The 19693-nt window shown below is 73.1% G+C and carries 15 protein-coding genes; 11 read left to right on the plus strand and 4 right to left on the minus strand.

Going from position 1 to position 19693, the window contains the following annotated elements:
- The first annotated feature begins 132 nt into the window (after positions 1 to 132).
- Both AB0H83_RS42260 and AB0H83_RS42265 read left to right on the plus strand, forming a co-directional pair.
- Positions 133 to 513: a hypothetical protein gene (locus AB0H83_RS42260; protein ID WP_360106196.1), complete on the plus strand. Its 381-nt coding sequence runs from the start codon at positions 133 to 135 to the stop codon at positions 511 to 513.
- A gap of 222 nt (positions 514 to 735) precedes the next feature.
- The gene (locus AB0H83_RS42265) at positions 736 to 3504 is read left to right on the plus strand and encodes an aconitate hydratase (protein WP_360106198.1); all 2769 of its coding nucleotides are present in this window, start codon (positions 736 to 738) and stop codon (positions 3502 to 3504) included.
- A gap of 74 nt (positions 3505 to 3578) precedes the next feature.
- Here the strand turns inward: AB0H83_RS42265 and AB0H83_RS42270 are convergent, their stop codons facing one another.
- Together AB0H83_RS42270 and AB0H83_RS42275 are read right to left on the minus strand one after the other, a co-directional pair.
- Positions 3579 to 4028, minus strand: coding sequence for a hypothetical protein (locus AB0H83_RS42270; RefSeq protein ID WP_360106201.1), 450 nt, complete (start codon positions 4026 to 4028; stop codon positions 3579 to 3581).
- Positions 4029 to 4187: 159 nt separating this feature from the next.
- Entirely contained in the window at positions 4188 to 7226 is a 3039-nt protein-coding gene (locus AB0H83_RS42275; protein WP_360106204.1) for an Hsp70 family protein, read from the minus strand.
- Positions 7227 to 7328: 102 nt separating this feature from the next.
- On the opposite strand from AB0H83_RS42275, the gene AB0H83_RS42280 reads away from it, so the two are divergent.
- Positions 7329 to 8282, plus strand: coding sequence for a quinone oxidoreductase (locus AB0H83_RS42280; protein ID WP_360106207.1), 954 nt, complete (start codon positions 7329 to 7331; stop codon positions 8280 to 8282).
- 205 nt (positions 8283 to 8487) lie between these two features.
- Here the strand turns inward: AB0H83_RS42280 and AB0H83_RS42285 are convergent, their stop codons facing one another.
- A complete protein-coding gene (locus tag AB0H83_RS42285) occupies positions 8488 to 9384 on the minus strand; it encodes an RIO1 family regulatory kinase/ATPase (RefSeq protein WP_360106210.1) in 897 nt (298 codons plus the stop codon).
- Between the two features lie 138 nt (positions 9385 to 9522).
- Positions 9523 to 10170: an HAD family hydrolase gene (locus AB0H83_RS42290; RefSeq protein WP_360106213.1), complete on the minus strand. Its 648-nt coding sequence runs from the start codon at positions 10168 to 10170 to the stop codon at positions 9523 to 9525.
- A gap of 135 nt (positions 10171 to 10305) precedes the next feature.
- On the opposite strand from AB0H83_RS42290, the gene AB0H83_RS42295 reads away from it, so the two are divergent.
- From AB0H83_RS42295 to AB0H83_RS42330, 8 genes are all read left to right on the plus strand, one after another.
- On the plus strand, positions 10306 to 10899 hold the full coding sequence (locus AB0H83_RS42295; RefSeq protein WP_360106216.1) for a TetR/AcrR family transcriptional regulator: 594 nt from the start codon (positions 10306 to 10308) through the stop codon (positions 10897 to 10899).
- Positions 10900 to 11000: 101 nt separating this feature from the next.
- Positions 11001 to 11933, plus strand: a complete 933-nt coding sequence (locus tag AB0H83_RS42300; RefSeq protein WP_360106219.1) for a TIGR04222 domain-containing membrane protein — start codon at positions 11001 to 11003, stop codon at positions 11931 to 11933.
- On the plus strand, positions 11930 to 12769 hold the full coding sequence (locus AB0H83_RS42305) for a DUF692 domain-containing protein (protein ID WP_360106222.1): 840 nt from the start codon (positions 11930 to 11932) through the stop codon (positions 12767 to 12769). The genes AB0H83_RS42300 and AB0H83_RS42305 overlap by 4 nt, the downstream gene beginning before the upstream one ends.
- Positions 12766 to 13185 carry a hypothetical protein gene (locus tag AB0H83_RS42310; RefSeq protein WP_360106225.1) on the plus strand — a complete coding sequence of 140 codons (420 nt, stop codon included), beginning with the start codon at positions 12766 to 12768 and terminating at the stop codon, positions 13183 to 13185. The genes AB0H83_RS42305 and AB0H83_RS42310 overlap by 4 nt, the downstream gene beginning before the upstream one ends.
- Before the next feature lie 181 nt (positions 13186 to 13366).
- On the plus strand, positions 13367 to 15046 hold the full coding sequence (locus AB0H83_RS42315) for a S8 family serine peptidase (RefSeq protein ID WP_360106228.1): 1680 nt from the start codon (positions 13367 to 13369) through the stop codon (positions 15044 to 15046).
- Between the two features lie 5 nt (positions 15047 to 15051).
- Positions 15052 to 15504, plus strand: a complete 453-nt coding sequence (locus AB0H83_RS42320) for a hypothetical protein (protein WP_360106231.1) — start codon at positions 15052 to 15054, stop codon at positions 15502 to 15504.
- 74 nt (positions 15505 to 15578) lie between these two features.
- On the plus strand, positions 15579 to 18338 hold the full coding sequence (locus tag AB0H83_RS42325; RefSeq protein WP_360106234.1) for a CHAT domain-containing protein: 2760 nt from the start codon (positions 15579 to 15581) through the stop codon (positions 18336 to 18338).
- Positions 18339 to 18397: 59 nt separating this feature from the next.
- Complete coding sequence (locus AB0H83_RS42330) at positions 18398 to 19171, plus strand: caspase family protein (protein WP_360106237.1); 774 nt, start codon at positions 18398 to 18400, stop codon at positions 19169 to 19171.
- Positions 19172 to 19693: the final 522 nt, after the last annotated feature.

Below are 19693 nucleotides of genomic sequence, written 5' to 3' on the forward strand. Positions count from 1 at the left end.
TCGCGCGCGCCGTGCTGGTCTCGACGTTCGGTTTCTGACGCCCGCCGCGCGGCCGGGCCCCGGCCCGGTCGCGCGGTCAGGTGGCAAAGTGACGGCAAGGGTCCTGCAAGACCGGTCTCGCACAGTGGTGGCGTGGATCCCCTACTTCTCGTCCGGCGAGTGCCGGCGCACCGTCTCGCCGTGACCCGGCGCGTCACCGCCCGCTGGGGCACGCCGGCCATGTCCGGGGTCCAGTGGTGGGAACTGGTCGATCCGGCCTCCGACGACGAGCAGCCGGCCGCCGCCCTCGCCGCCGTCAGGCCCGACGGGACCACGGTCCGGCTGATCCGCCTCGCCGCACCACCCGGCCGGCACGATCTCGCCGTACAGGTGCTGCAAGGGCTCATCGACGCGCTGCGGGCCGGATCCGCGCGCCGGCTGGCCGCGGCCCTTCCCCAGCCCGGCCACGACCTGCTGCGGCAGGCCGGCTTCCAGCAGGGGCCGACGGCCGACGCGTGGGCCGTGGACCTGTAGGCGGCGGTTGCGGTCAACTGTCGGCGACTACACAACGGGCTGCAAGCTTCCGGGGCCGCCGGGCAGGCGCGTCAGGCGTGGTGAATCATGTTTCACAGCTTGGTACACGCTTGCGGGTTTAACAAGACGGACGTACGGTTTTCTTGATTGACGACCACCGGGCATCCCGGTTGCGGAAGACTTGCCCTGACACCCGCCTGACTGACTGTAGGGAGCAACGCCGTGGCGAGCCTCGACACGTTCGGAGCCAAGAGCCAGCTGAGCGTCGGTGACGCCAGCTACGAGATCTTCAAGGTCGACAAGGTCGAGGGCGCCGAGCGCCTGCCCTACAGCCTGAAGATCCTCCTCGAAAACCTGCTGCGCACCGAGGACGGCGCCAACATCACCGCCGAGCACATCCGTGCCCTCGGCGGGTGGGACGCCACCGCGGAGCCCAGCGTCGAGATCCAGTTCACCCCCGCCCGGGTGCTGATGCAGGACTTCACCGGCGTGCCGTGCGTGGTCGACCTGGCCACCATGCGCGAGGCCGTCGTGGAGCTGGGCGGCGACCCGACCCGGGTCAACCCCCTGGCCCCCGCCGAGCTGGTCATCGACCACTCGGTGATCGCCGACCTGTTCGGCCGGCCGGACGCCTTCGAGCGCAACGTCGAGCTGGAGTACGGCCGCAACAAGGAGCGCTACCAGTTCCTGCGCTGGGGCCAGACCGCGTTCAACGAGTTCAAGGTCGTGCCGCCGGGCACCGGCATCGTGCACCAGGTCAACATCGAGTACCTGGCCCCGGTGGTCATGCCCCGAAACGGCCAGGCGTACCCGGACACGGTCGTCGGCACCGACTCGCACACCACGATGGTCAACGGCCTCGGCGTCGTCGGCTGGGGCGTCGGCGGCATCGAGGCCGAGGCCGCGATGCTCGGCCAGCCGGTGTCGATGCTGATCCCGCGGGTCGTCGGGTTCAAGCTCAGCGGCGAGCTGCCGGAGGGCTGCACCGCCACCGACCTGGTGCTCGTCATCACCGAGAAGCTGCGCAAGCACGGCGTCGTCGGCAAGTTCGTCGAGTTCTACGGCCCCGGCGTCAGCGCCGTCCCGCTCGCCAACCGGGCCACGATCGGCAACATGAGCCCCGAGTACGGCTCGACCGTCGCAATCTTCCCGATCGACGACGAGACCATCAAGTACCTGCGCCTCACCGGCCGCGACGAGGCGCAGGTCGCCCTGGTCGAGGCGTACGCCAAGGAGCAGGGCCTCTGGCACGACCCGGCCGCCGAGCCCGACTACTCGGAGCGCCTCGAGCTGGACCTGTCCACGATCGAGCCGTCGCTCGCCGGCCCGAAGCGCCCGCAGGACCGGGTGCCGCTGAAGAGCGCCAAGCCGCTGTTCCGTGGGGCGCTGGGTGACTACGTCACCAGCGACGGCGTGGAGGGCCCGGCCGACGAGGCGAGCGCCGAGTCGTTCCCGGCCAGCGACCCGCCGGCCAACCACGTGCAGTCCAACGGCGACAAGCCGCACGACCTGGTCTCCGCCGCGCGCGGCGCCAACGGGCGGCCGTCGACGCCGGTGAAGGTCGGCGACTTCGAGCTCGACCACGGCGCCGTCGTCATCGCCGCGATCACCTCCTGCACCAACACGTCCAACCCGCAGGTCATGATCGGCGCCGGCCTGCTGGCCCGCAACGCCGTCGAGCGGGGCCTCACCAGCAAGCCGTGGGTGAAGACCACCCTCGCGCCCGGGTCGAAGGTCGTCACCGATTACTACGAGCGGGCAGGGCTCACCCCGTACCTGAACAAGCTCGGCTTCAACCTCGTCGGGTACGGCTGCACCACCTGCATCGGCAACTCCGGCCCGCTGCCGGAGGCGGTCAGCGCCGCGATCAACGAGCACGACCTGAGCGTCGTGTCGGTGCTGTCCGGCAACCGCAACTTCGAGGGTCGCATCAACCCCGACGTGAAGATGAACTACCTGGCCTCGCCGCCGCTGGTGGTCGCGTACGCCCTCGCCGGCACGATGGACCTGGACCTCACCAGCGAGCCGCTCGGCACCGGCTCCGACGGCCAGCCCGTGTACCTGCGCGACATCTGGCCGACGCCGAAGGAGGTCGAGGACACCATCGCCGCGGCCATCGGCAGCGACCTGTACAAGACGCGCTACGCCGACGTGTTCGCCGGTGACGAGCAGTGGCAGTCCCTGCCCACCCCGACCGGCAGCACGTTCGAGTGGGATACGTCGTCGACGTACGTGCGCAAGCCCCCCTACTTCGAGGGCATGGCCACCACCCCGGCCCCGGTCTCCGACATCACCGGCGCCCGGGTCCTGGCGAAGCTCGGCGACTCCGTCACCACCGACCACATCTCGCCGGCCGGCTCCATCAAGGCCGACTCCCCCGCCGGAAAGTACCTGGCCGAGCACGGCGTCGACCGCAAGGACTTCAACTCGTACGGCTCCCGCCGCGGCAACCACGAGGTGATGATCCGGGGCACGTTCGCCAACATCCGGCTGCGCAACCAGCTCGCCCCCGGCACCGAGGGCGGCGTCACCATCAACCACCTCACCGGCGAGCAGACCACGATCTACGACGCGTCCGTCGCGTACGCCGAGGCCGGCACGCCCCTGGTGATCCTCGCCGGCAAGGAGTACGGCTCCGGCTCGTCCCGCGACTGGGCCGCCAAGGGCACCGCGCTGCTCGGCGTGCGCACCGTGATCGCCGAGAGCTACGAGCGCATCCACCGCTCCAACCTCATCGGCATGGGCGTGCTGCCGCTGCAGTACCCGCAGGGCCAGAACGCCGAGTCGCTGGGCCTCACCGGCACCGAGACCTTCACGGTCACCGGCGTCGAGCAGCTCAACGAAGGCACCACGCCCCGCACCGTCACCGTCACCACCGACACCGGCGTCACCTTCGAGGCCGTGGTGCGCATCGACACCCCCGGCGAGGCGGACTACTACCGCCACGGCGGCATCCTGCAGTACGTCCTGCGCAAGATGATCGAGGCGTAACCCTTCCCGCACCGCAGCACGCCGGCGGGCCGGTCACCTCCACGGTGACCGGCCCGTCGTGGTTCACGCCGCGGTCAGAGCCGGTAGCAGTTGTAGTCCTTGCCGGTCGAGTGGAACATCACGTGCGCGGTCACGTAGCCGTAGATGCCGTCGGCGACGACATTGACCCCCGGATACCGCGAGTCTTCGAGCTTCTGCACCTCACGCAGCGCAGCCTCGGTGATCGGGCCGAAGTCGCTGTCCTGCGAGACGGTGTACGGGAAGTGGATCGACTGCAGGTACGCGCCGTAACACATGTTGATGGAGTACTGCAGCATCCAGACTCCCCGGGTCCGGTGCCCCCGCTGCATCCAGCAGTACGAGTCACCGGACGACGACACCGGGACCTTGATCGCGCCACTCTGTTTCCAGTCCGTGCACACCGGCACCCCGGCGGCGCTGGCCGGCGACGCGGCGACCGCCGCACCCGCCACACCGAGACAGGCGGCCACCAGCAGCCGGAGCAGAACGCGCTTCCCTACCATCAACACTCCGTTCCCGCGCACCGCCACCCGGCTGGCACGTAGGTGAATATGTCAATGCATTGGCCGCGCCGCTGCCCCGGCGGACAATTGCGACCCGCCACCGGAATCCGCCTGCCGTGAGCGGAGCCTGGGTCGTCCCGGGTCGACGTCCCGGGCTCGTCAGCTCTTCGGAATGGCGTAGCGGTGGATGACCATTTCCTTGTCGGAGATCGCGGTGACCGAGTCGGCGCTGACGCTGATCGTCGTCAGGGTGTTGCCGCTGACGCTGACGTCGGCGGCACCGATCACCTTGCCCGTGCCGAGGTCGGCGACCGACACCTGCCACACCGAGGCGCCGCCGGAGACCCGCAGCGTCCTCACCGCGACCCGGTTGTTGCCTGCGGCCATCGCCGTGGGTGACGTCGAGGACTCGGCGACACCGTACTTGACGTTGCCGTTGGCGGGGTCAACGATCGACGGTCCGCTCACGTCGCCGCCGGAATCCTCACCCAGCAGCAACTTGCCGTCCAGGACGTACCAGTTGGGCTCATCGCCCTGCCCGAGCTGCTTCGTCCACGCCTGTTTGCCGTCGCCGACGTTGACCGCGGTGATCGTGTAGTCCAGCGACTTCTGCAGTGACAGGCAGATCAACTTCTCGGCGCACGGGCGGATGCTCTCGATCTCGACGCCGGGTGGCGCCTTGAAGTCCCAGAGCTTGCCGAGGTCGCGCAGGCTGTAGCCGACGATCGTGTTGGTGGCGTTGGGCGGCACCGAGACGAACGCGCCGCCGTAGGACATGAAGAACTCGTTGCGCCCGCCTTTGATGGGCGCCGACGCCTTGGTCTTGCCATCGGCGAGGTTGATAAGGGTGACGGTGTTGTCGTCGATGACGTGCACGACGGTCGCCGGGTCCGCGCCCAGTGACTCCGCGAACGACTGCAGCTCACTGAACGACTGGCCATAGGTCGGCACCGCGAGGTCACCGGCGTCCGCCGACCTCGTCCACGTCAGCGCCGCCTTCGCCCTGCGCTGATCATTGATGAAGAACGTCTTCTCACCCGGATGGGTCCAGCGGGACTGCCCGGTGAGCAGGTCGATGCGCTGCACCGACGACGGGTTGGACCGGACCTCGGTGATGGCGTCGATACCGTTGCCGTTGCGCAGATACTGCAGGTCGATCCGGTTGTCCCAGGCCGCGGTCCACTTCACGGCGCCGTCGGCGGCGTTGAGGACGGCTCGCGAGTCGTTGTCGTCGCGCTTCGTGTCGTTGTCACCGTCGACCAGCAAGAGGCCACCGACGAGGCTGAGGCGCACGTCCTTCGGCGCCATCGGCACGCTGACCGTCCACGTCGCCTTGTCGTCCAGCGTCGGATAGGCCGTGACCTTGGTGCTGTCCGCGGTTGACTCGGCGGTGTAGATCACACCGGCGCCGGCGAGCGCGGTGAACGCGCCCGCGGCCGGGTCGACCGTGATCGGTTTGCCTTCCTTGAGCCCTTCGGCCTTCGGGTTGGTGAGCTTGCCGTCGTCACCTGTCGGGCTGTCGCCGGGGAAGCCGTCCTTCACCGCTTCGAACTGGGCGCCGATCCAGCCGAAGATCTTGGTGCCGCCCCACAGGCAGCCGCCGATCAGGGACAGCACGATGATGAGGGCGATCCACGGGCCCGTGCGGCGGCGCGGGCGGATCACCACCGGCGGGGGCGGCGGCGTGAACGCCGGGCCGCCGAACCCGGGACCGCCGGGGGCGCCCGGAGCACCGATCCCGGCGGGGACACCCGGCCGGGCAAGGCCACCAGGGGCGCCGGGAGCGCCGAGCCCCGGCGGCGCCGCCGCGCCGAACGCGGCGGGCCCGCCCGGAGCCCCGGGAGCTCCAGGGGCGACGCCGGGACGGCCCGCGCCGGGCGGTGGGGTCTGGTTGGGGATGAACGCGCCCGGGGCCGTCGCCGGGGAGGCCAGCGCGGACGGTGGCTGCGCGGCGAACGGCCGCGACAGGCCCGCCGGTGAGCCATAGGCACCCGGGGAGGTCGGCACGCTGGAGGCCGGGAACGGCACCGAGACGGGGAACGAGGTGGAGCCGCCGGGTGAGACGGGAGTGCCGGAGACCGGCCGGGGTGCCGAGGGCTGGCCGCCGTCGAAGAGCTGCTGCGGCGGGGTGGCGACGGCGAGCATGCCGCCATAGGCGACCGGCAGCTCCGGCTGCTCGGGCACGACCGGGGCGACGCCGAAGCGGGCGTGCAGGCGGCTGGCGACGAGCGGGATGCGCGACGAGCCGCCGACGAGGAAGATGCCGGCGAGCTGGCGGACGTCGACGCCGGCGCGCTCCAGGACGCGGCGGGTCTCGTCGACGGCGCGGTCGATGAGAGGGCCGGCGACGCGCTCCAGCTCCTCGCGGGTGATGTGCAGCGCCTCCTCGGTGCCCGGGACGTGGATCGGGGCGGAGGCGGCGCGCGACAGCATCTCCTTGGCGGCGCGCACCTCATTCCACAACGCGCGGCGGTCGCGGTGGGCGGCGGTGCTGTCGGGGTTGGCGAGGCGCTGCCAGATCTCGGGGTTGCGCAGGTTGATCAGCTGGCCGAGGTGGCCGACGAGCGCCGCGTCGATGTCGACACCGCCGAGGTCGTCGAGGCCGCCGACGCCGAGGACGCGCAGGCCGTCGAACTCGCGGCGCACCACGGACACGTCGAGGGTGCCGCCGCCGAAGTCGAACACGGCGAGGGACTGCAGCGGGGCGACCTGCTGGCCGAGGACGCGCAGGCAGTAGGTCGCGGCGGCGATGGGCTCGTCGACGAGCACGACGGGGCCGAGGTTGGCCGCGCGGGCCGCCTCGAGCAGCACGCCGCGGCGCTGGCCGCCCCAGTCGGCGGGGCAGGTGAGCACGGTGGAGCCGACCGGGTTGACCCCGGCCTGCAGCGACTCGTCGGCGACCCGCTTGAGCAGGGCGGCGAGCATCTCCACGACGGTGACCTCGGTGTCGCCGAGCAGGACGGCGCCCTCGTCGACGCTGCGCTTCGGATACGGCTCGAACCGGGACGGGGCCAGCTGCGACAGCCGCTCGGCGTCGCGGCCGACGGACAGCCGGCCGCTCTCGTCGGCGTAGATGCCCGACGCCATCACCGGCGAGCCGTCGAACAGAAGGGCGCGTGGCGCCTCGTCGCCGCGGCGGACGACCGCGACGGTGTGGCAGGTGCCCAGATCGATCGCGAGACGATGGGTCGGCCCCACGTACTCACCTCCAAAGACCCCGGGATCGTACGGCAGCGGTACGACATTTCCGATCGTCGGTTTGGGGTAGACAGGAAGCCGACACGACGAAGAGGGGTACGAATGCGCGCGGTGGTGTTCGACGGGTACGGCGACGGGTCGGTGCTGCAGGTCCGGGACGTGCCGGATCCGGATCCGGGTCCGGGTGAGGTGCTGGTGCTCGTCGAGGCGAGCGGGGTGAATTTCATCGACGTGTACCAGCGGAACGGCACCTACCAGGTGCCCCTGCCGTTCACCCTGGGCAGCGAGGGCGCCGGCACGGTGCTGCGGCTCGGCGACGGGGTGGCGGGGCTCGCGGCGGGCGACCGGGTGGCGTGGACCGGCGTGCCCGGCAGCCACGCCGAGCAGGCGGTCGTCCCGGCCGACCGGCTGGTGCCGGTGCCGGACGGGACCGCCACCGAGCAGGCGGCCGCCGCGCTGCTGCAGGGCCTGACCGCGCACTACCTGACGCACGACTCGTACCCGGTGCGCGCCGGCGACACGGTCCTGGTGCACGCCGCCGCCGGCGGGGTCGGCCGGCTGCTGACCAGGATCGTCACGCATCTCGGCGGGCGGGTGGTGGCGACCGCCGGCACCGAGGAGAAGCGGGAGATCGCCCGGGCGGACGGCGCGGTGCTGGCCGTCGCCTACGAGGACGCCCTCGCGGCGGTGCGGGACGTCAGCGACGGCGCGGCCGCGGTGTACGACGGCGTGGGCAAGGACACGTTCGACCTGAGCCTGCAGGCGCTGCGGCCACGCGGCACGCTGGTGCTGTTCGGCGCGGCGAGCGGGAAGGTGCCGCCGTTCGACCCGCTGCGCCTGATGCAGGGCTCCTACTCGCTCACCCGGCCGACGCTGGGGCACTTCATCGCGGCCCGGCACGAGCTGCTGGAGCGGGCGGAGACGCTGTTCGGCTGGATCGCCGGCGGGGTGGTGGAGATCGCGGTCACCGGCCGGTACCCGCTGGACGAGGCCCGGGAGGCGTACGCGGCGCTCGAAGGCCGGCGCACGACCGGGAAGCTGCTCATGATTCCGTGATCGTGATCTCAGGCGGCGGGCCTGCGTGCAACCGCGAAACGTTCCCCGACTAGACCTTTGCAGGTTGGCGGAGGGGCTGAGCCCCACCCAGAGACTGCGCAAGGTTCAAGCCCTGCGAAGACGGAAGCGGCGGAACGACCCTCCCCCGCCGCTTTCACCCGCGGCCCGCCCGGCCACAACACCGGGCGGGCCGCGCACATCGCCGTCAGACCCGCATGCCCGCGTCGTGCAGCAGCTCCACGATCAGCGGCTCCGGGTCCACCGGGAAGCCCTTGCCGGTGAACCACTTCGCCATGTTCGCCACGTCGCGGGCCAGGAACTCCGAGCCCTTCGGGTTGATCACCACGTCGACGATCTGCGGCAGGTCGATGATGATGAGCCGCCCGTCGTGCACCAGCGTGTTGTACGGCGACAGGTCGCCGTGCGCCACGCCGGCGCGGGCGAGGACCCGCAGCCCGTCGACGAGCTGCCACCACAGGTCGGCGAGCTGGTCGGCGTCCGGCCTGGTCTGCGCCAGGCGCGGCGCGGCCGTGCCGTCGTCGTCGCCGATGAACTCCAGCATGAGCTCCGTGCCGAGCAGCTGCACCGGGTACGGCACCCGCACGCCCAGCTCCCACAGCTGCGCGAGCGCGGCGAACTCGGCCTGGGCCCACTGCCCCGCGATGGCCTCCCGGCCGAACGCGGTGCGCCCCGCCATCGCCCGGGTGACCCGGGACTCGCGGACCCGGCGGCCCTCCAGGTAGCCGGAGTCGCGGTGGAAGAGGCGGTGCTCGGCGGCCCGGTAGCGCTTCGCGGCGAGCAGGACCCGCCGGTCGGTGCCGGGGACGCCGCGCTCCACCAGGTGGACGTCGGCTTCCTTACCGGTCTTGAGCACGCCCCGGTCGGTGTCCTTGGCGGCGTGCTCGGTGATCACCCAGTCGGGGATCGGGGCGGGCCCGTGCTGCACGCCGGGCGCGCTCCACGAGGACCAGCCGGTCTCCTCCTCCACGACGTCCCAGACGGGATCGGTGGACGGTGAGGAGCGCTTTACGAAGATCGGGTCGTCGTCGTCGAACTTGCGACGGCGGCGGGTGGACGCACCAAAAGAGTCGTTGTCGCGCAACGCGAGGTCTCCAGAGTTGAGATGGAAGCGGAAGTCGGCATGCGGAATCGCGCCGTGACGGCAGCCATGCGAACCAGCCCCCTCTCAACTCGAAGTTGGGGTGCACTCTGTCGCACCCCTCGCCGACGCGCAACCGAATTACCGCGACGCCATGACCTCGGCGATCGCGGCGATCACCCCGTCCGCGGTCCGGGTCGGCGCGTACCGGGGCTCCACCCAGCGGCGCCCCCGGTGCAGCCAGACGCTGCGCATCCCGACCCCCGCCGCGCCGCCGATGTCGGCCTCGGGGCTGTCACCGATCAGCCACGCCCCGCCCAGGCGCATCCGGGCCCGCTCCGCCGCGATGGCGAAGATCCGCGGGTTCGGCTTGCGCACCCCGACCTCCTCCGAGATCACCCAGTCCGCGAGGTACCGGTCGAGCCCGGTCTTGCGCAGCTTCTCCTCCTGCTGGCGGGTCTCGCCGTTGGTGACCACGACCGGCACCCAGCCGGCGTCCTCGGCGATCGCGAGCGCGCACGCCGTCAGCGGGTCGAACCGCACCCGGCTCATCAGCTCGCCGCGGATCTCCTCGACCAGGTCGATCGCGGCCTCGCGCAGCCGGTAGCGCTCCTTGACGGCCTCCGCGACGTCCCACGTGGAGCCAATGCCGTCGGCGTCCACCGACAGCAGCCAGTCCAGGTCGTACGCGGGCGCGCCGACCCTGACCAGGAAGTCGCTCGCCCATGCGCGGAACGCCCCGGCCCTGTCCAGCAGGGTGTCGTCCAGGGAGAGCAACAACAGGGGCACGCGGGCAGGTTACGTGACGGGAATGACAACTAACAGATGCTGTTTCTTGCAGTTCCCGGCTTCTTCGCCGCGCCGGACCGGACCGGGCGGGCCGCAACGTGCCAAACCGTATGTACGGCTTGCATAATCAGGGGCGTGCCCAGGGTGAGCCAGGACCAGCTCGACGCACGCCGGAAGGAGATCCTCACCGGCGCGCGGACCTGTTTCGCCCGCCACGGGTATGAGGGTGCCACGGTCCGGCGGCTGGAAGAAGAGATCGGACTGTCCCGGGGTGCGATCTTCCACCACTTCCGGGACAAGGACTCCCTCTTCCTCGCCGTGGCCGAGGACGACGCCGCGACCATGGTGGCCACGGTCGCCCAGCACGGCCTGGTGCAGGTCATGCGGGACCTGCTGGAGCGCGCCGCGACCGACGCCACCGCCCAGCAGGGCGCCGACGTGGCCGGCTGGCTCGGCAGCCAGCTGGAGGTGTCGCGGCGGCTGCGCACCGACCCCGAGTTCGCCAAGCGCTGGGCGGTCCGGTCCGAGGCGGTCGCCGAGGCGACCCGGGAGCGGCTGCAGCGCCAGCGGGAGGCGGGCGTGCTGCGCGCCGACGTGCCGATCGGCGTCCTCGCGCAGTTCCTGGAGCTGGCGTATGACGGCCTGGTCCTGCACCTGGCCACAGGGCGTCCCGTCCAGGATCTCGAGGCGGTGCTCAACCTGGTCGAGGCGGCGGTCCGCAGGTCATGAGCCTGCGCTGCGTGACGATCACGATGAGCTGCGTCACAAGGTTTCCTCAAGTGTCCGGCCGGGGACGGGCGTTCGTCGACGCCCCCACCCACACTGACCGCATGAGGACATCGATCGTGGCGGGGCCCGGGGACACCTGGGGCATCGCCGGCCCGGACTTCCTGTGGCTGTACGCCGGGCTCGCCGCACTCGCGATCATCACCGCGCTCATCTGGCGGCGCGGTCACCTGCGCGGCCCCTCGCTGCGCAGTGCCCGGGACCTGACCCCGACCCAGGCCGCGCTGCTCAACGGCGACCGGCGGCTGGCCGTCTACAGCTCGCTGGCCGCGCTGCGGGCCGCGGGCGCCGTCGACACCAATGCCCGCGGCACGCTGCGGCAGGCCGGGCGCGTCCCGACGGGCGCCGGCGAGCTCGACCGGGCCGTCCACGCCGCCGCCGGCCGCCGCGTCCCCGTCCGCAGCGTGCAGACCGACGCCGCCGTGTCGGGCGTGCTGCGACGCACCGAGGAGCAGCTCACCCTCGCCGGCTGGCTGATGGACGAGGACCGCCGCCGGGGCGTGCGGATCGCGTCGTTCATCGTCTTCGCCGCCGCCGCCCTGGGGGTCGCCCGCATCGTCGCCGGCATCGCCAACGACCGCCCGGTCGGCTTCCTGATCCTGCTGGTCATCCCGGTCGTGATCATCGCGTTGCTGTTCTGGCGGGTACCGCGGACCACCACCAACGGCAGGCGCCTGCTGGCCCAGATGCGGGCCCGGACGGCGCACCTGGCGCCGCGCCAGTCGCCGTCCTGGTCGACCTACGGCCCCGAGGCGGCGGCGCTCAGCGTCGGGCTGTACGGCGCCGGCGCGTTCTTCCTCGCCGACCCCGAGTTCGCCGAGGCCGCCGAGCTGCAGCGCAACGTCGCGATGAGCAGCGGCGGCAGCAGCGGCGGGGGCAGCGACGGCGGCTGGGGCAGCTCCGACTCGGGCTCGTCGAGCTCGTGCGGCGGCGGTGGCAGCAGCTGCGGTGGCGGCGGAGGCGGGTGCGGCGGATGACCCAGCCGGCGGGCACGGGGGCGACGATCGGCATCGGCTGGCGGCCGGAGATCGCCGGGTACGTCGCCGCCCTGCCCGGGCTGCGCTTCACCGAGGTCGTCGCCGAGTCGGTCCACCCGGCGCACCCGCCGCAGCTGCTGATGAACCTGGTCGAGCGCGGCGTGCGGGTCGTGCCGCACGGCGTACGGCTGTCCCTCGGCGGCGCCGAGCCCGTCGACGACGCCCGCGCCGCGCACCTGGCCCGCTGCGCCGAGCTGCTGCGCTCGCCGCTGGTCAGCGAGCACATCGCGTTCGTGCGGGCGGGCGGCGTCGAGGCGGGGCACCTGCTGCCGGTGCCCCGCACCCGCGAGGCGGTCGACGCGGTCGTCGCCAACGTCCGCCGGACCCGGGCCGCGCTCGGCGGCGTGGCCCTCGCCCTCGAACCGATCGCGGCGCTGTTCGACTGGCCCGACCCGGAGCTGACCGAGGCGCAGTTCCTCACCGAGATCCTCGACCGGACCGGCTGCGGGCTGCTGCTGGACGTCGCCAACGTGTACGCCAACGCCCGCAACCGCGGCGAGGACCCCACCGCCCTGCTCGACGCGCTGCCGCTGGAGCGGATCGCCTACGTGCACGTCGCCGGAGGCGCCGAACACGACGGCTTCTACCACGACACCCACACCGACGCGACCCCGCCGGAGGTCCTCGACCTGGTCAAGGAGCTGTGCGCGCGGACCGTCCCACCGGCGCTCATGCTGGAGCGCGACGGCCACTACCCGCCCGCCGCCGACCTGACCCGCGAGCTCGACGCCCTCAGCGCCGCCGCCGGCCTGCCCCGGATCACGGTGACGGCATGACCTTGGCGGACGAGCAGCGGGCGCTGGTGGAGGCGCTCGTCGCCGGCGGTGAGATTCCCGCTGGGTTCGCTGCGGCAGGTGTACGGGCCACCCGCACCGCCCTGCGCCGCAAACGCGCCGGCGAGGTGTCCCGGACCTGGCCGTTCCTGGCCGCGGCGTTCGGCGACCGGTGGACCTCCGCGTTCGCCGCGTGGGCCGGCGGCCGGCCGCCGCAGGGGTCGCTGCGCGACGGCTGGGACTTCGCCCGCACCGTGCGGGACACCCTGCCGCCCCTGGCCCGTGGGGAGCTCGCCGAGCGGGAGGCCGCGTTCGCCTACGACGGCGCCTCCGCCCCCGTCCCGCGCGGCCGGGTCGCCGCCTGGCTGCGCCGGCACACCGCGGGCCGCCACCAGGACCGGCCCCAGGACCGGCCCTGAGATCCCGGCATGGATCTCGGGCTGCGTGACCGTGCCCGCCAGCGGCGGGGGTCATCAGCGCGTTCTGAAATTGCTGTATCAGCCGCCGCCCGGAGGCCCTCTAGTGAGGTGAGACGGTGCTGTCATCAATCGGCGGCGCCCCGCGGGGACGGAGAGCCACATGCAGTTACGCTGCCGGCGGATGACGGGGGACGCGCAGGCTGACCTCGGCGACGACAACGACACCCCTTCGACGCCCTGGCTGCCGTCCGCGGCAGTGCTGCGCCGGCACGGCGCCCGGGTCCTGGAGCCAGGTGACGGCGCGTCCGCCCCGACGGTCTACCGCGCCGGTGTCCTGCTGTCGACCGACCCGGCGGCGCAGCAGCCGGAGGCTCTTGAGCGCTGCAACCGGACCCTCGCGGCGACCGGCATGCGCCTCGCCCCGTCCGCGCACGACCACGGACACCACGGGCATGCGGGCGGCTCCGGGTCGCACGGACCGGACGGGCCTGACCGGACGGCCAGGGAACGGGCCGTCCGGCGGCGGGTGCGGGCCGTGCAGCTCGTCGCGGCGCACGGCGCCGACCCCGAGTCCGTCGACGCGTGGGCCGCGCTGAAGGCGCTGCGGGCCAGTGGCCACGGCGCCCACCTGTCGCTGGACCACCTGCTCTTCGGCGCCACCATCGGCGGCGCGCCGATGACCGAGGGCTCCCCCATGACCGAAGGCTCTCCGATGACGGAGGGTTCCCCCATGACCGAGGGCTCTCCCATGACGGAGGGGTCCCCGATGACGGAGGGCAGCGCCTGGCGCCTGGCCGGGGGTGCCGGCCGCCGGCCGGTCGACCTGGTCCTGCCGCCGCCGCGCCGGCGCACCGCCGCGGAGCTCGGCGACCGGCGGCCCGTCGTGGCGGTCCTCGACACCGGCATCGCCCCGCACGAGTGGCTCGACGTGCCCGCGTTCGGCTCGCCGCTGCCCGAGGACGGGTTCACCGCCGTCGACGCCGAGCTGCAGGCCGCGATCCTCGCCGCGCAGGACCAGCTCATCGCCGACGGGCACCAGCTGCAGCGCATCCGCGACGCGTGGGAGCGGCAGATCAGGACCGGCTCCCTCGCCGGCGAGTTCGGCACCCACACCGGCCACGGCACGTTCATCGGCGGGCTCGTCCGGCAGGTCGCCCCCGACGCGACCGTCCTGCAGATCCGGATCATGCACAGCGACGGCGTCGTCTACGAGAGCGACCTGCTCATCGCGCTCGACAAGCTGGCCGACGACGTCGAGGCCGCCCAGGCCGGCACCGGCGGGCGCATGGTCGACGTCGTCTGTCTGTCGCTCGGGTACTACGTGGAGAACGCGGCGGACGGCTCGTACACCATCCGGCTGCAGGAACACGTGGACCGGCTGCTGGCCGCGGGGGTCGTCGTGGTCGCCGCGGCCGGCAACGACGGCACGTCGCGCGAGTTCTACCCCGCGGCGCTGCCGTGCGACGGGGAGCTGCCGGTGATGAGTGTCGGGGCGTTCCAGCCCAACGACGCGAAGGCCATGTTCAGCAACGACGGCCCCTGGGTGCGGTACTGGGCACCCGGGTCGGCGCTGGTCAGCACGTACCCGAAGATCCAGGGCAGCCGCAGCGCCGCCTTCGCCACCCAGGCGGGCAACGCCGGCGGCCGCCCCACGCGCCGGGAGACCCTCGACGCCGACGACTACACCCGCGGGTTCGCGCTGTGGAGCGGCAGCTCGTTCGCCGCCGGGCTCGGCGCCGCCGAGGTCGCCGCGCTGCTGCTGGCCAACGCGGCCGGGGACTCGCAGCTGCGCCTCGACCAGCTCGACGCGAAGTCCACCACGCAACGGGCGCTGCGGGCCCTCGACGAGTTCCCGGGGTAGCACCGATGGACGACGACATCCTCCTCGCCGACCTGCGCCGCATCGTCGGCCGCCTCGACCCGGTCCCCGCCGACCTGTTGTTCTCCCTCAGCGTCACCGGCTTCGACATCGAGGTCTGCTGGCTCGTCCCGCAACCCCCCGCCGCTGCCCTGGCGGGGGTCCGCGGCGACGAGGCGACGACCCGCGCCACGTTCGAGTCCGCCAGCCTCACGATCATGGTCGAGTGGACCCCTGGCGCGAAGGGCACCGTCCGCCTCGACGGCTGGCTCGCGCCCCCGTCGCCGTGCCGCATCGAGCTGCGGACCGTCGACGGGCCCCAGACCATGGACACCGACGAGGGCGGCCGTTTCGCCGCGCAACGGGTGACCCGGGGCGAGGTGCAGATCCGCGTCCACCCGACGACGGACCAAGCGGCCGATGGCGCCCGCACGGTGGTGACGCCATCGTTCGTGGTGTAGCCGAGGAGCCGCCCAGCCAGGCCGACCCGCGCGACCCCGCGCGGGCCGTCGGCGCGCCCGGGACCGAGCCCGCCGTGCGGGTCGCGATGCCGGGCGCCGATGCCGCGGCGGCGGAGCCGCGGGAAGTGGTCCGGGCGGCGCGGCTGCACAAGTCGGCCGTGCGCGCCGGCGCCGCCGGGCAGCCCGCGACCGCGGCGCGGCGGGCCACGGAGGCGCTGTGGCTGCTCGGCTGGCCCGAGGGCGAACCGTCCCGGCCCGCCCTCGCCGCGCGACTCCTGCTGACCCTCGCCCACGCCGAGGCCGAGCAGGGCAGCACCGACCTCGGCCTGGCGCTGCTCGACCGGGCCGAGACCCTCGCCGACCTCACCGACGTCGGCACCGTCCTGCAGCAGCGGGGTCTGCTCCTGCTGCGCGTCGGCCAGATCGACGCCGCGCTGAAGCTGCTCGACGCGGCCGTGCCCGTCCTGCAGGAGCACGGCGAGCCGGCGGTCCTCGCGCGCACCCTGCTCAACCGCGGCGTCGTGCACCTCACCGCCGGCCGGGTCCGGCTCGCCCGCGCCGACCTGCGCCTGTGCCGCGACCTCGCGGTCGCCCACGGGCTCGACCTGCTCGCCGCCAAGGTCGAGCACAACCTCGGCTACTGCGCTCTGGCCGGTGGCGACGTGCCCGCGGCGCTGCAGACGTTCGACACCGCCGCCGACTCGCTGCGCCGCCTCGGCGCCGACGGCTTCCTCGCCATCTCCATGCTCGACCGCGCCCGCGCCCTCCTCGGCGCTGGCCTCGACACCGCCGCCGCGGACGAGCTCGACCACGCCATCGACCTGCTCAAGCGGCACCGCCTCAGCCAGGACCTCGGCGAGGCCGAACTGGCCCGCGCCCAGGCCGCCCTCGGCAGCGGCGACCTGACCGCCGCAGCCCTGTGGAGCGCCCGCGCCAGGGCCCGCTTCACCCGCCGCCGCAACCGCGCCTGGGCCGCCCTGGCCGCCGCCCTCCAGGTCCGCGTCGACCTCGCCGCCGCCACCCAGCCACCACCCGTCACCGACCTCCCGCGCCCGGCACCCTCCGCGCCCGCCGCCGCGCCGCCTTCGCCCGCTGAACCGCCTGCGCCACCCGCGGCACCCCCGCCACCCGTGCCCACCGCCGCGCAGCCCTCGCCGGTCGCGGCCGCCTCCCGCACCGCGAAAACCGCTGAAACAGCCCACCCCACAACGACCCCCGCCGCGCGGCGCAAGCTGCTCGCCGTCGCCAGGCGGGCCACCCTGCTCGCCGCGACGCTGCGCGGTCTCGGGCTGCGCCACGACGCCGGCAGTGCCGAGCTTCTCGCGCTGCGCGCCCGGATCGCCGCCGGTGACACGCCAACCGCGGAGCACCGGACGGCCGCGCGGCGGGTGTTGCCGGGGGACGTACCCCTCGACACCCACCTCCTGCGCCGCCTCACCCGGGCCGAGCTGCACCGCGCCGACGGCCGGCCGCGGGCCGCCCTGCAGGAGCTGCGCAAGGGACTGGCGACCCTGCAGGAGCACCGGCGCCGGTTCGGCAGCCTGGAACTGCAGAGCAGCGTCGCCGCGCTCGGGGCGGATCTCGGCGCGTACGGGCTGGACATCTCCTGGGATCTCGGCCCGCCGAGCCTGGTGTTCAACTGGTCGGAACGCTCCCGCGCCCAGTCGTTCCGCATCCGCTCGGTCCTGCCGCCGCAGGACCCGCAGGTCGCGGAGGCCCTCGCGGAGCTGCGCCAGCTGCGCCGGGCAGTGCGGCTCGCCGAGCTCGAAGGGCGGGCCGAGCCGCTGCTGCGGGCCCGCTGCGCCGAGCTGGAGCAGGCGATCCGCCGGCAGGGCTGGTGGGCGGGGCACACCGAGGAGGGGCACGGCGCCGCCACCGGCGCGGAGGTCCTCGCCGAGCTGGCCCGCGCCGGCCGGTGCATGGTCACCTACCTCGTGCGCCGCGACCGGCTGCACGCCCTCGTCCTGGCCGGCGGGTCGATCACGTCCGTCGAGCTCGGCGCGTACCTGCCGGTGGCCGAGACGGTCCGCCGCCTGCTCAGCGACCTCGACACCGCCGCCGACCAGCGCCTGCCGGCGAGACTTGCCGCGGTCGTGCGGGCCAGCGCCGACCGGCAGGCCGCCGCGCTCGATCAGGCATTGATCGCGCCGGTACTGGCCGCGCTCGGCGATCACGACGTGGTCCTCGTGCCGACCAGGCAGCTCGCCGTCCTGCCTTGGGGGCTGCTGCCCAGCCTGCGGAGGCGCCCGGTGTCCGTGGCGCCGTCGGCGTCGGTGTGGCTTGCCGCCCGTACCGTGGACAATGCCGCGGCGAAAGGCGTACCGCTGCTGGTCGCCGGGCCCGACCTCGTGCACGCCGACGCCGAGATCGACGCGATCGCGGCGCTCTACCCGCACGGGCGGGTGCTGCGGGGCGGGGCCGCCACCGCGACCGGTGTCCTGGCCGGCATGGACGCCGCGCAGGTCGTCCACGTCGCCGCGCACGGCCACCACGACACGCAGAACGTCCTGTTCTCCCGGCTGGAACTCGGCGACGGGCCACTGCTCGCGTACGAGCTGCAACGCCTCGGCACCGCCCCCGCCCAGGTCGTGCTGTCGGCCTGCGACGTCGGCCGCGCGGTCGTGCGGGCCGGCGACGAGCTGGTCGGGTTCACCGCCGCCCTGCTGCACGCCGGCACCGCCAACGTCGTGGCCAGCGTCGCCAGGATCCCCGACGAGCTGGGCCCCAAGGTCATGGCGCACTACCACCGCGCCGTCGCCGCCGGCGTCTCGCCCGCCCGCGCCCTGGCCGACCTGCCGGAGGCGACCCCGTTCGTCTGCTTCGGCGCCGGTTGAACCTTCTCACCCTCCTGTGACGCCTTCACTACAGAAGGTTCACATCATGGGGGTACACGATGAAACTCGCACTCTGCATCGGCATCAACGACTACCCGGGCGTCTCCAGCGACCTGTACGGCTGCCGCAACGACGCCGCAGACTGGACCGGCGCGCTGACCGCCCGCGGCTTCGCGGTGCGCACCCTGCTCGACGACGCGGCATCGGGCGCCGCGATCCGCACCGGCGTCGCCGACCTGCTGGCCCGGGCCGGCTCCGGCGACGCGGTCGTTGTCACGTACTCCGGCCACGGCACCTGGGTACCCGACCTCGACGGCGACGAGCCCGACGGCCGCGACGAGGCCATCTGCCCGCACGACATCGCGGCGAACGGCCCGCTGCTGGACGACGAGCTGTTCACCCTCTTCGCCGCGGCCGCACCCGGCGTACGGACGGTGCTCATCTCCGACTCCTGCCACTCGGGCACGCTCACCCGGCTGAGCCGTCCGCTGGGCGACGATCGCTGCTCCAGCCGGTTCCTGGCCCCGTCGACGTTCCTCACCGTGCCGGCCGCCGCCACTGGCCGCGGCCCCGTGCGGTCCCGCCCCCGTTCCGCGGCGCTGCTGCTGTCCGCCTGCCGCGACACCGAGTACTCCTACGACGCGACGTTCGCGGGCCGCCCGAACGGCGCGTTCACGTACGTGGCTTTGACCGCCCTGGCGGCCCTGCCGGCGGGGGCGACGTACCGGGACTGGCTGCGGGCGATCAGGGTGCAGCTGCCGAGCCAGAACTACCCGCAGACGCCCGCCCTGCTGGCCAGCACGGCGCAGCTCGGCTGGCCGCTGCTCGCGTGACCCGCCGATCGCCCTTTCAGCCACACATTCCGGACCGACAGCCCCAATCCGACTCCAGCACAAACGAACACAAATAAACACATTGACGAACGTCGACTTCGTACGGTGTGACGTCGAGCTTTGTCGATCGGCACTTCGGAACGGCGCGAGTGGTTCTGGTCACCATTACTGCTTTGCTCTTGCCAGGCCGACTCGGAGTGGTTAATGCAGCCCGGTGGATCGCTGGGGCCGTATGGCAACAGCGACCTGCCGGGTTGGCGGTGGATCAGGTGGTGGCAGCGAGTCGCAGGACGGGGGTCGGCGGCTCGGTCTCGTCGGTGGTGAAGCTTTGACGGAGAAGCGCATGGCTCCGGGCTGCCGTGCCTGGTGGTGCCGGTGACCCAGCAGGCACCTCCGGCCTGGACGCGGCGGAACGGCGCCGCGGGTGGAACGGTCCAGGACAGTGGCGCCAAGCGGTGAGACGGCAGCCTCTCGCGTGGCGGCAGTTCCAGCACAGCGACGGATCGGCACCGCGGCTGGAGC

Source organism: Dactylosporangium sp. NPDC050688, from assembly GCF_040654515.1.
Taxonomy (GTDB): Bacteria; Actinomycetota; Actinomycetes; order Mycobacteriales; family Micromonosporaceae; genus Dactylosporangium.

Excerpts from the sequence above, each read along its gene's own strand:
- AB0H83_RS42270 (WP_360106201.1), bottom strand. The coding sequence starts at position 4,028 with ATGGTAGGGAAGCGCGTTCTGCTCCGGCTGCTGGTGGCCGCCTGTCTC.
- AB0H83_RS42280 (WP_360106207.1), top strand. The coding sequence starts at position 7,329 with ATGCGCGCGGTGGTGTTCGACGGGTACGGCGACGGGTCGGTGCTGCAG.
- AB0H83_RS42300 (WP_360106219.1), top strand. The coding sequence starts at position 11,001 with ATGAGGACATCGATCGTGGCGGGGCCCGGGGACACCTGGGGCATCGCC.
- AB0H83_RS42305 (WP_360106222.1), top strand. The coding sequence starts at position 11,930 with ATGACCCAGCCGGCGGGCACGGGGGCGACGATCGGCATCGGCTGGCGG.
- AB0H83_RS42310 (WP_360106225.1), top strand. The coding sequence starts at position 12,766 with ATGACCTTGGCGGACGAGCAGCGGGCGCTGGTGGAGGCGCTCGTCGCC.
- AB0H83_RS42315 (WP_360106228.1), top strand. The coding sequence starts at position 13,367 with ATGACGGGGGACGCGCAGGCTGACCTCGGCGACGACAACGACACCCCT.
- AB0H83_RS42320 (WP_360106231.1), top strand. The coding sequence starts at position 15,052 with ATGGACGACGACATCCTCCTCGCCGACCTGCGCCGCATCGTCGGCCGC.
- AB0H83_RS42330 (WP_360106237.1), top strand. The coding sequence starts at position 18,398 with ATGAAACTCGCACTCTGCATCGGCATCAACGACTACCCGGGCGTCTCC.